The organism is Salmonella sp. SG203, from assembly GCF_013350575.1.
Classification (GTDB): Bacteria; Pseudomonadota; Gammaproteobacteria; order Enterobacterales; family Enterobacteriaceae; genus Salmonella; species Salmonella enterica.
Window position 1 is genome coordinate 109,031 of sequence record NZ_SNMT01000014.1, and the last position, 10,469, is coordinate 119,499.

General features: G+C 53.9%; 11 protein-coding genes, 1 pseudogene and 1 other annotated feature. Of the genes and pseudogenes, 3 read left to right on the forward strand and 9 right to left on the reverse strand.

Annotation, left to right across the window (positions count from 1 at the left end; genetic code table 11):
• Nucleotides 1–18: 18 nt before the first annotated feature.
• Nucleotides 19–942: a DNA-binding transcriptional regulator DsdC gene (gene dsdC, locus HV477_RS18765; RefSeq protein ID WP_001541637.1), complete on the reverse strand. Its 924-nt coding sequence runs from the start codon at nucleotides 940–942 to the stop codon at nucleotides 19–21.
• Between the two features lie 225 nt (nucleotides 943–1,167).
• Here dsdC and dsdX point away from each other — a divergent pair, with 225 nt between their 5' ends.
• Both dsdX and dsdA read left to right on the forward strand, forming a co-directional pair.
• Complete coding sequence (gene dsdX / locus HV477_RS18770) at nucleotides 1,168–2,505, forward strand: D-serine transporter DsdX (RefSeq protein ID WP_000543317.1); 1,338 nt, start codon at nucleotides 1,168–1,170, stop codon at nucleotides 2,503–2,505.
• Between the two features lie 17 nt (nucleotides 2,506–2,522).
• Nucleotides 2,523–3,845, forward strand: coding sequence for a D-serine ammonia-lyase (gene dsdA / locus HV477_RS18775; RefSeq protein ID WP_079899353.1), 1,323 nt, complete (start codon nucleotides 2,523–2,525; stop codon nucleotides 3,843–3,845).
• A gap of 79 nt (nucleotides 3,846–3,924) precedes the next feature.
• Here dsdA and HV477_RS18780 read toward each other — a convergent pair whose 3' ends face one another.
• The 6 genes from HV477_RS18780 to ibpA form a co-directional block, all read right to left on the reverse strand.
• Complete coding sequence (locus HV477_RS18780; RefSeq protein ID WP_079899354.1) at nucleotides 3,925–4,455, reverse strand: radical SAM protein; 531 nt, start codon at nucleotides 4,453–4,455, stop codon at nucleotides 3,925–3,927.
• Nucleotides 4,452–4,814, reverse strand: a complete 363-nt coding sequence (locus HV477_RS18785) for a DUF202 domain-containing protein (RefSeq protein ID WP_001113454.1) — start codon at nucleotides 4,812–4,814, stop codon at nucleotides 4,452–4,454. The genes HV477_RS18780 and HV477_RS18785 overlap by 4 nt, the downstream gene beginning before the upstream one ends.
• Nucleotides 4,804–5,151, reverse strand: coding sequence for a YidH family protein (locus HV477_RS18790; RefSeq protein WP_000703963.1), 348 nt, complete (start codon nucleotides 5,149–5,151; stop codon nucleotides 4,804–4,806). The genes HV477_RS18785 and HV477_RS18790 overlap by 11 nt, the downstream gene beginning before the upstream one ends.
• Before the next feature lie 443 nt (nucleotides 5,152–5,594).
• Nucleotides 5,595–7,256: a putative transporter gene (locus HV477_RS18795; RefSeq protein ID WP_001279781.1), complete on the reverse strand. Its 1,662-nt coding sequence runs from the start codon at nucleotides 7,254–7,256 to the stop codon at nucleotides 5,595–5,597.
• A 188-nt stretch (nucleotides 7,257–7,444) separates the two neighbouring features.
• Nucleotides 7,445–7,873: a small heat shock chaperone IbpB gene (ibpB, locus tag HV477_RS18800; RefSeq protein ID WP_001246919.1), complete on the reverse strand. Its 429-nt coding sequence runs from the start codon at nucleotides 7,871–7,873 to the stop codon at nucleotides 7,445–7,447.
• Between the two features lie 109 nt (nucleotides 7,874–7,982).
• Nucleotides 7,983–8,396 (reverse strand): small heat shock chaperone IbpA, encoded by a 414-nt coding sequence (gene ibpA, locus HV477_RS18805; RefSeq protein ID WP_001532742.1) that lies wholly within the window; start codon nucleotides 8,394–8,396, stop codon nucleotides 7,983–7,985.
• Nucleotides 8,390–8,463: a sequence feature (ROSE (Repression Of Heat Shock gene Expression) occurs in the 5'-region of heat shock genes and acts as an RNA thermometer to modulate expression.), on the reverse strand. It overlaps the preceding gene by 7 nt.
• A 242-nt stretch (nucleotides 8,464–8,705) precedes the next feature.
• Between ibpA and HV477_RS18810 the strand changes: the two genes are divergently transcribed.
• Nucleotides 8,706–9,038, forward strand: a complete 333-nt coding sequence (locus HV477_RS18810) for a YceK/YidQ family lipoprotein (protein ID WP_001675643.1) — start codon at nucleotides 8,706–8,708, stop codon at nucleotides 9,036–9,038.
• A gap of 1 nt (nucleotide 9,039) precedes the next feature.
• Here the strand turns inward: HV477_RS18810 and HV477_RS18815 are convergent, their stop codons facing one another.
• The gene (locus HV477_RS18815) at nucleotides 9,040–10,266 is read right to left on the reverse strand and encodes a DUF3748 domain-containing protein (protein ID WP_135370033.1); all 1,227 of its coding nucleotides are present in this window, start codon (nucleotides 10,264–10,266) and stop codon (nucleotides 9,040–9,042) included.
• A 121-nt stretch (nucleotides 10,267–10,387) separates the two neighbouring features.
• Nucleotides 10,388–10,469 (reverse strand): annotated as a pseudogene (locus tag HV477_RS28495) (hypothetical protein); the annotation flags it as partial.

Consider the following 10,469-nt stretch of genomic DNA (forward strand, 5'->3'; position numbering starts at 1 on the left):
ACAAAGCGTAATAAATCTTCACACCTGTTCCTGCAACCAGCGAATAAATGCCTCGATTTTCGGCCACTGCCTGCCAGGCAGAGTGGTGACATAATAATGCTGATGACATTTCAGCCTCATGTCACCAAAAGGCGCAATCAGTTCACCGCTGTCGAGACGCTTTTGCACCAGCCGTTTACGCCCCATCGCCACGCCAATGTGGTTCATCGCGGCAATCACCGCTAAATCAGAACGATCGAAGCCAATGCCGGATGAATCCGGCAAATTTACCGCAAAATGCTGCGCCCAACTGTGCCACTCATCGGTGCCAGAATCGTTACTCCACGCCTGTCTGTCGTGTAAGAGCGTACAGTGCCGCAGGTTATTCAGGTTGTCCTGCAAGGCGAAACGACGGGCGTAATCCGGGCTGCAAACGGGCAAAATCGCCTCATCCATTAAAAAATGGTGCGTGAGCTGCGCCGACGGCGCATCGTCAAAATAGATAGCCAGGTCAATGCCGGCACGCTGTAGGTTAACGTTATCGTTGCCGGTCAGCATAGTGAGAGAAATTGACGGATAGCGACGGGTAAAGTCCCCCAGCGCGGGCACCAGCCAGCACTGGGCGATAGAGGGACGGGAATACACGGTCAGCGTGCCGGACAGTTCCTGATTTTTGATATCGAGGATTTCCTGATTCAACGTATCCAGCGACGATTTCAGCGCCCAGAATACCCGTTTGCCTTCATGGGTAAGCTCCACCTTACGGTGAGAGCGGACAAATAGCTGGATTCCCAACTCGGCTTCCAGTTGATTGATACGATGGCTTACCGCACTGGGGCTTAACGACAGCTCATCTGCCGCCAGAGCAAAGGACTGGTGTCTGGCCGCGACTTCAAAAGTATAGAGTTTGGATAACTGCCAGCCGTTGAGTAAGCGGTTTCGGGTATCGCGAAGGGGTTCCATGGCAACCTCAGTCATCTTTTAATTTCCCGAAGTGTAAAAAAACACGCTGAAAAAATCCGCACATAGATGAAGCAAAATGAACCATATCGCAAAATAAAGGCAATATTAGATGGAAATCACATAGTTGATTCAATTTACATCATGTGAATGGCAAATTATATCGTTTGTCAGGGGGTGCTGTTTTTCTGTCCAATAAGAACAGATTAATCACAGGGTAGGTGAGATATGCACGCTCAAATCTGGGTAGTGAGCACGCTGCTGATCAGCATCGTGTTAATCGTATTGACCATCGTGAAGTTTAAATTCCACCCCTTCCTGGCGTTACTGCTCGCCAGTTTCTTTGTCGGCGCGATGATGGGCATGGGGCCGCTGGAGATGGTCACGGCGATAGAAAACGGAATAGGCGGTACGCTCGGTTTTCTGGCCGCCGTTATCGGTCTTGGCACCATCCTCGGCAAAATGATGGAGGTTTCCGGCGCGGCGGAACGCATCGGGCTTACGCTCCAGCGCTGCCGCTGGCTCTCTGCTGACGTGATCATGGTACTGGTGGGGCTGATTTGCGGTATCACGTTGTTCGTGGAAGTGGGCGTCGTGTTGCTCATCCCACTGGCGTTTTCTATCGCTAAAAAGACCCATACCTCGCTGCTGAAGCTGGCCATTCCGCTGTGTACCGCGCTGATGGCCGTCCATTGCGTGGTACCGCCGCATCCGGCTGCGCTGTTTGTCGCAAATAAACTGGGGGCGGATATCGGCTCGGTGATTGTCTACGGTCTGCTGGTCGGACTGATGGCATCATTGGTCGGCGGCCCGCTGTTCTTAAAGTTTCTGGGTAATCGTCTGCCGTTCAAGCCCGTACCGACAGAGTTTGCGGATCTTGAAGTGCGCGCCGAAAACACCCTGCCGTCGCTGGGCGCAACGCTGTTTACCGTTCTGCTGCCGATTGGCCTGATGCTGGTGAAAACCGTCGCTGAACTGAATATGGCGAAAGACGGCACGTTGTATACGCTGCTGGAGTTTATCGGTAATCCGATCACCGCAATGTTTATCGCTGTCTTTGTGGCGTATTACATACTCGGTCTGCGCCAGCATATGGGTATGAGCGCGCTACTTACCCACACCGAAAACGGCTTTGGCGCCATTGCGAACATCCTGCTGATTATCGGCGCGGGCGGCGCGTTCAACGCCATTCTCAAAAGTAGCGGGCTGGCGGACACGCTGGCGGTGATCCTCTCAAATATGCATATGCACCCGATTCTGCTGGCATGGCTGGTAGCGCTGATTCTGCACGCGGCGGTCGGCTCTGCGACGGTGGCGATGATGGGCGCCACCGCGATTGTTGCGCCAATGCTGCCGCTCTATCCTGACGTCAGCCCGGAGATCATCGCTATTGCCATCGGTTCCGGCGCCATTGGCTGCACGATCGTGACCGATTCCCTGTTCTGGCTGGTCAAGCAGTATTGCGGCGCTACGCTGAATGAAACGTTTAAATACTATACGACGGCCACGTTTATCGCATCTGTCGTTGCACTGGCTGGCACATTCCTGCTTTCCTTTATCATCTGATCGTAAAGAGACGTACTATGGAAAACATACAAAAGCTCATCGCCCGGTATCCTTTGGTCGAGGATCTGGTCGCCCTCAAAGAAACCACCTGGTTTAACCCGGGCGCCACCTCTCTTGCACAAGGTCTACCGTATGTCGGCCTGACGGAGCAGGACGTAAACGCCGCCCATGACCGTCTGGCGCGCTTTGCGCCGTATCTGGCGAAAGCGTTTCCGCAAACCGCTGCCGCTGGCGGCATAATCGAATCTGACGTGGTCGCTATTCCGGCCATGCAAAAGCGGCTGGAAAAAGAGTATGGGCAAACGATCGACGGTGAAGTGCTGTTAAAAAAAGACAGTCACCTGGCAATCTCTGGTTCCATTAAAGCGCGCGGCGGCATCTACGAGGTGCTAACGCACGCGGAAAAACTGGCGCTGGAGGCGGGTCTGTTAACCACCGACGATGACTATAGCGTGTTGCTTTCGCCGGAATTTAAACAATTCTTCAGCCAGTACAGTATCGCCGTCGGTTCAACCGGCAATCTGGGGCTATCGATCGGTATCATGAGCGCCTGCATCGGTTTTAAAGTGACGGTACATATGTCTGCCGACGCCCGCGCCTGGAAAAAGGCGAAGCTGCGTAGCCACGGCGTGACGGTCGTGGAATACGAGGATGATTACGGTGTGGCGGTTGAGCAGGGCCGTAAATCAGCGCAATCCGATCCAAACTGTTTCTTTATCGACGACGAAAACTCTCGCACGCTATTTCTGGGCTATGCGGTAGCGGGCCAGCGCCTGAAAGCGCAATTCGCGCAACAGGGACGCGTCGTTGACGCCAGTCACCCACTGTTTGTTTATCTGCCGTGCGGCGTTGGCGGCGGCCCTGGCGGCGTCGCCTTTGGCCTGAAACTGGCGTTTGGCGACAACGTCCACTGTTTCTTTGCCGAACCGACCCATTCACCCTGTATGTTACTCGGCGTTTATACCGGTCTGCACGATGCCATCTCAGTACAAGATATCGGTATTGATAACCTGACGGCGGCTGACGGCCTGGCGGTAGGTCGCGCTTCGGGCTTTGTTGGTCGGGCAATGGAGCGTCTGCTTGACGGCCTCTATACCTTAGACGATCAAACAATGTATGACATGCTGGGCTGGCTGGCGCAGGAGGAAGGAATTCGACTGGAGCCATCAGCTCTGGCGGGGATGGCCGGACCACAGCGCATTTGCGCCGCCGCCGCGTATCAGCAAAGGCATGGATTCAGTCAGACGCAGCTCGGCAACGCGACGCATCTGGTATGGGCAACCGGGGGCGGCATGGTGCCGGAAGATGAAATGGAACAATACCTGGCGAAAGGACGCTAATACTCGCTCAGTGCCGGAAAGACGGCAACGCCATCCGGCACGCCATCGCCTGATGGCGCTACGCTTATCAGGCCTGTGGTCAACGCAGCATCGCCATTAACTCCTCCGGCGAGCGATGCTGCTTCAGTAAATCCCGCATCACCCGCATATGCGGCGAGGAGTAGTTAAAAAAGGTCTGGTAGCCCTCGCAAAGCCGGTTTTTCCCCTGGCTATCCCGATGCTCAGGACATCCGCCGCCGCAAAAGCGCAAGAAAGAGCACTTCTGACATTCAGCGCTTAGCGGCGCCATGTCCGGCGCTTCAGCGCTATTCCTGCCGCCGCACCACTGCTGTAGCGTCTCATCAAAAAGGCGGACCGAGATATGCTGAATATCTTCACGTACCCAGATATCAAATATGCTATTTAAAAACCGCCCCCAGTCTGCTGAACACAATGAATCCTCGGTCAACATTCCGTTCCGGTCATGTTCCAACAATGGGATAAAATGGACATTGCGAATGCCGAGCCGTTGTAAGTTACGGTACAGTTGCTGAGGGCGCTGGCTATTCTGGCGATTTACGACGACCTGAATCTGGTCATCACTCACGACAATGTCCTGACGTCCTGTCATATAAAATTCCCGATAAATGCAATAAGTTGGCGAATATGGGTAACAGCAAACAGGATTGCGAGCGACAACACAGCGAGGGAGATCAAAAATTTGTCACGCACGACATGAGTTTCGGAAAAATCGCTATGCGCGACATCCATTAAATTACGACTCAGGGTATAACGCCAAAGAATCACCGCCACTATCGCCAGAACGCTGATTGACACCCAGAACAGGAATCCCGCCTGATGCCAGTGGTGCCTGACGGCTAACGCCATTAACGCCCCGTATCCCAGCAGCGTGCGAAACCAGGCCAGCGACGTACGTTCCGGTTGCAGCCCCGGATCGTTCTGCCGACGGGCTTTACGACTATCCGGCATACAGTACCAGCCCCATCACTATCACCGCGACAATCATCAAAATAATGCTGATGATCAACAGGCTATGGGTATAGGGCAAATCCTCTTTCAGGCGCATCGCTTTTTCATTACGTAACCAGCGTAGATAGCCATAAATCGCCAGGCCGCCCGCAAACAGACACAACAATAGCGCCAGCAGTTCACGGATCACCGGCGTGGCAAAATCCGGGGCGAGCTGATCAAGACCGACGCCTGCCGCCAGAAATCCCAGCGAGGTGCGAATCCACGCCAGAAAGGTGCGCTCATTTGCCAGTGAGAAGCGATAATCCGGCGCTTCTCCGAGGCGGGAAATCTTCATGACGACTCCTTTTACGTTCTTATGTATTCCCGTTCGTTTTCAGAATACCACTCACGTTGTTGCTGATATGCTTCACATTATCCCGCAGCAAGGGAATCTTATTGCAAAATAACTGTAGTTCACTGGTGATGCGTTTTGGCGCAACCACGCTCATTGCCGCTATTTTTCATTTCAGTTACGACCTTTTTCAACGCCACCGCCAGGAAAGGCATTATTGCCGAATTAAAAGCTGAAAAACCACCCGTCGCGACGAAAAAAAAGGCGAAGAAGATTGATAACTAACTGAAAAAAATTGGAATTATGCTCGTTGCCATTACGCTGATTAGCGCGTTCATTGAGGAAGAAGATAAGAAGAAGAGCAGAAGTGTGGCCGGTGCGGCGCGCGTTATCCAGCCTGGATTTAACACAGTGCGTAGGCTGGATAAGCAACGCGCCATCAGGCGCTAACCCATTCCCCAAAAAATCACCGCCAGCAGTTGTGGCGTGATAATACGCAGGAACATCACTAACGGATAGACGGTCGCGTAAGAGAGCGCCGCCGCGCCGCTGGTGGCATGAAGATTGTTGGCAAATGCCAGCGCTGGCGGATCGGTCATCGAACCGGCCAGCATCCCGCACAGCGTCAGATAGTTCATTTTGGCAAAAATCCGCGCCAGCAGACCGACGGTAATCAACGGAATTGCGGTGATGAAAATACCGTAGCCAATCCAGCTTAATCCTTCGCCCTGCGTCAGCGTATCGACAAAATCGCCGCCGGATTTCAGCCCAACGACCGCCAGAAACAAAACGATGCCTAATTCACGCAGCGCGAGGTTGGCGCTCGGCGGCATAAACCAGTACAGCTTACCGATGCTGCCGATACGCCCCAAAATTAGCGCCATGATCAGCGGCCCGCCAGCCAGCCCCAGTTTTAACGCGACCGGGAATCCCGGCACAAACAACGGGATTGACCCAAGCAGAACCCCTAATCCGATGCCGATAAACACCGGCAGCATCTGCACCTGCTGGAGTTTTTGCTGCGCGTTGCCGACCACATTGGCTACCGCATCAATCGAGGCAGGACGCCCCACCAGATTGAGAATGTCGCCAAACTGCAGGCTGGCGTCGCTGCTGGCGACCAGCTCAACGCCCGCGCGGTTAAGGCGGGAGATAACCACGTCATAACGCTCTTTAAAGTGCAAATCGCGGATACGTTTGCCGAGCACTTTTTCGTTGGTGACGACCACACGCTCGACGCGTAAATCCGTGCCGCGCGTCGACAACGAGGTGTCCACTTCCTTGCCGATCACCAGTTGCGCGTTATGCAGGTCGGTAGATTGGCCGACGAGGTGCAGCAGGTCGCCTGCCTGGATAATCGTCCCCGGCGACGGCACCATCAGCGTGTCGTCGCGTTTCAGGCGTGAGCAAATGATTTTATCGCTGTTCAGGATCGGCACATCCTGGATAGCCATATTATTGAGGTTCGGATTCTCGACACGGATATTCATTGTCTGAATTAATGAATGACCGTTAGCGAGAGAGGATTCATGCTTCTGCGCCTCCGCCTCGACGTTAACGCGAAAAATCAGCCGCATCAGCCACATGGTGAGCAAAATACCGCAGATGCCAAACGGATACGCCATCGCATAGCTCATCCCCATCTGATCCACCAGATCCACTGGCGTTCCCAGATCGCGCAGGATTTGCTGACCCGCCCCTAACGCAGGCGTATTGGTGACTGCGCCGGAGAAAATTCCCAGCACCACCGGCAGCGGAATAGCGAAAATTTTATGCAGAATCGCGGTGACCAACCCGCCCATAATCACAATCAGAATGGCAAACAGATTCAGACGTAGCCCGGAAACACGCAGCGAGGCGAAAAACCCCGGCCCCACCTGTATGCCGATGGTATAAACAAAAAGGATCAGGCCGAATTCCTGGATAAAGTGCAGCATATCGCCGCTCAGCGTCACCCCAGCCTGATCGACGAAGTGGCCGACGATAATACCGCCGAACAGAACACCGCCAATACCAAAGCCGACACCGCGCACTTTAATGTTGCCGATCCATAAACCGACAACCGCCACCAACGCCAGAACGCTGACCGTCAATGCGATATCACTCATCTTTTCTTCCCTGTGAGTAACATTTCAATTTATAGGGATTATGACTGAACCGTTAAGGCATATATACAGCATGGCGCACATTCTCATGTTACAAAACCGCCCAGACGTCCTGACTTCGGCAGCGTCTTACCCTTTTTCGTGGCACAAAAAAGCCCCGCCATCTCTGGCGGGGCAAGGCAAGGAGCTTATTAGCTATTTAATGCGGAGCGTTCGTTAATGGCGATACGCTGCGGCGCAATGGTTTCCGGCTCGTTACGGGTTAAATCAATATGCAGCAGGCCGTTGGTAAACGTCGCGCCGGAAACTTCCATATTCTCAGCCAGCGTAAAGCTCAGGCTAAAAGGCTGCATGACCAGGCCCTGATGTAACCATTTGGGCTCGTTTTCCGGCTGTTCCGGCGTACCTTTCACCGTCAGGCGCGTGCCTTCCAGTTGAATATCCAGATCTTCCTGACGGAAACCGGCTAACGCTAAGGTGATGCGATAATGGTTATCGTCGCTTTTTTCGATGTTATAGGGCGGGAAGCTCTGGCTTTCGCCGCTGTTTTGCAGCGCATTGGCCAGCTTGTCAAAACCGATCCATTGACGCAGCAGTGGGGATAAATCGTAGTTACGCATAATCATTTCTCCTTCTAAGAAGCGAGTTTTTACCTTCACACTTTACGTGCGAATATGCTCCCTGACGGCGAGCATGGGATGACAGGCCGCGCAACGCGACCCGACGGAATCAGTTAATTTCGATACGGCGCGGTTTGTTCGCTTCCGGAATCACGCGCTCCAGTTCGATATACAGCAGCCCGTTGACCAGGTTTGCGCCGCGAACGTGAATGTTCTCCGCTAACTGGAACTTACGTTCAAAGTTACGCTCGGCAATGCCCTGATACAGGTAAGTACGTTCTTTCTGCTCGTCCGCATGAGCGCCTTTTACCACCAGTAAATTATCCTGGGCGGTAATCTCCAGTTCGCTTTCCGCGAAACCGGCAACGGCAATGGCGATGCGGTAGTGGTTTTCGTCTACCAGCTCAACGTTGTACGGAGGGTAGCCGCCATTACTTTGGCTTTGGTTATTTTCAAGCAGGTTAAACAGACGGTCAAAACCAATGGCAGAACGGTACAGCGGGGATAAATCAAAGTTACGCATAATCATAAACTCCTGAAATCAGCGAGAATGTCAGACCTTCCATCATGGACAGGCCAGGATTGCCAGAACACCCATCAGGCGTGCCCTTCTATTCACTACGTCTTATAAATGGGTCTGAATACGTACTTTTCAAGTATTTTAATCCGACTTTTTTTTGCAGTTTATTGGCTATTGCATAGACTGGTTGGGACAGCACTGATTGTTAAAGTGCGATTACCGCCACAGTGCCACGTACTGGTGATGTTATTTTTAGCAACGGATCGCTATAACTCATCATGCAAATAACGACAACCAACAGATGAATGAGTGATGATAAAAAACGTGTGGTTAACGCTGATAATATGGAATGGGATGCTTTTATTAGGCGGTTGTTCAAGCGTCATGTCGCACACCGGCGGTAAAGAGGGTACTTATCCTGGCACGCGCGCCAGCGCTACGATGATCGGTAACGATGAGACAAACTGGGGCACCAAATCGTTGGCCATCCTGGATATGCCATTTACCGCCGTGATGGATACGATCCTTCTGCCGTGGGACATCTTCCGCAAAGACAGTTCGGTAAGATCGCGCGTCGAGAAAAGCGAGGAGGAGACGAAAATGACCAATGCCGTCATCCCCCCGGCGAAGATGCCTCCTCCCTGATTTATCGCCCGGTTTCCGTCACCCATAGCTGACGGAACCCTTTAACCTCTTCCATCCATGCGACGTGTCGCCCATCCGGTGAAAAAACGACGGCGTCCGCAGACGGCGGGTTGTCGTGCCTGGCGGTTAAGAAGTCGATCCTCCCACTTTGTGCGTCGCAGCAGGCAATCCGGTTTTCCAGCACCAGTCCCAGCCATTTACCCGACGGATGCCAGTTAAACGCTGACTGTACGCCGGTCGCATGATGCGTTAACTGCCGGGGCTCGCCTCCCTGCGGCGATATCAGCCACAGTTGCGCTACGCCGTTATCGTCCCGCATCAAAAAGGCGATCGCCGTCGCCTGCGGATTACTGCGGACCCAGTGGCGTGGTTCGTTAGTGAGTCCAGGATAAACACGCTGGTGAGTAAAGGTAAGACGCCGCTGAACTACGCCCAACGGCGGCGATGGCATCGTTGATTCGGTTCCCGTCAGCGGCGTGTCGCCTGCCTGTTTCCAGCCGTTTTCATGACACGGTAAATCGACAATAAACAGCTCCGGGACTTTTTTGCCCGTCAGCGACAGCGTATCGCCAATAAAGGCGATCTGGCGGTTGCCCACCCAGCCCTCTTCATAGGCGCGGTTAATGTCATCGCTGCCAGGTCTCGGCGCAGGCGTCGTGCGGCTAACCAGTACGCACCAGTGGCTACCGCTGTATTCGCGCGGATGCTGAACCGGCACCGTAACCGGCCCATACGGCGCGGCCACGCCGACATTGCGCAGATCCAGCGCCGGATCTCGCTCATGCAGAACGTGGTCATTATAGGTAAAACTCACCAGCTCGCCGTTCGGGCTAAACACATGGACGTGGCTGCCGCCGCGCAGCGCGCCGGGAGTATACGGCGCAGTAATATCCATCGCATCGAGATTAGTCACGCCTCCCGGCGTTGCAATAACGCCCCGACGGTGGTGGAAATCGTAATGCCACGCCTCATCAGGGTTTTCAGGGCCATGAATAAACACATAGTGATTGTCGGCAGGATGCACCGTCACCACACCGACATGCGCGCCCTGCACAGCGCGATAAATCACCTCCACGTCGCCGGTATGCACATTGACACGCTCAATGGTCTTGCCCGTAAATGACGCGCCTGAAGGCCGTACATCAAAGACCAGCCACTGGCTGTCAGGTGTCCAGGTATTGGTGTTGGTAAGCTGGTGATGGCGCGGCGTAAAGGTGATTTGTTTCATAGGATGTCCTGATAAGAGACGATGCTCGTCATCATACTGCACACGGGCTTCACTTTCAGGCTTTAGCGTATCGTTGGGATAGCCAGGCCCGGTGGCGCCACGCCACCGGGCCGTCAGGGTCTTATTTCTCCTGCGCCAGCCGGATACTGCGCTCTATCACCGCCCGCCGGGCGTCACCCGCCGGCAGCAGCTTCAGCATCATC

Coding starts and splice junctions, on each gene's coding strand:
- dsdC (WP_001541637.1), bottom strand. CDS start 942: ATGGAACCCCTTCGCGATACCCGAAACCGCTTACTCAACGGCTGGCAG.
- dsdX (WP_000543317.1), top strand. CDS start 1,168: ATGCACGCTCAAATCTGGGTAGTGAGCACGCTGCTGATCAGCATCGTG.
- dsdA (WP_079899353.1), top strand. CDS start 2,523: ATGGAAAACATACAAAAGCTCATCGCCCGGTATCCTTTGGTCGAGGAT.
- HV477_RS18780 (WP_079899354.1), bottom strand. CDS start 4,455: ATGACAGGACGTCAGGACATTGTCGTGAGTGATGACCAGATTCAGGTC.
- HV477_RS18785 (WP_001113454.1), bottom strand. CDS start 4,814: ATGCCGGATAGTCGTAAAGCCCGTCGGCAGAACGATCCGGGGCTGCAA.
- HV477_RS18790 (WP_000703963.1), bottom strand. CDS start 5,151: ATGAAGATTTCCCGCCTCGGAGAAGCGCCGGATTATCGCTTCTCACTG.
- HV477_RS18795 (WP_001279781.1), bottom strand. CDS start 7,256: ATGAGTGATATCGCATTGACGGTCAGCGTTCTGGCGTTGGTGGCGGTT.
- ibpB (WP_001246919.1), bottom strand. CDS start 7,873: ATGCGTAACTACGATTTATCCCCACTGCTGCGTCAATGGATCGGTTTT.
- ibpA (WP_001532742.1), bottom strand. CDS start 8,396: ATGCGTAACTTTGATTTATCCCCGCTGTACCGTTCTGCCATTGGTTTT.
- HV477_RS18810 (WP_001675643.1), top strand. CDS start 8,706: ATGATAAAAAACGTGTGGTTAACGCTGATAATATGGAATGGGATGCTT.
- HV477_RS18815 (WP_135370033.1), bottom strand. CDS start 10,266: ATGAAACAAATCACCTTTACGCCGCGCCATCACCAGCTTACCAACACC.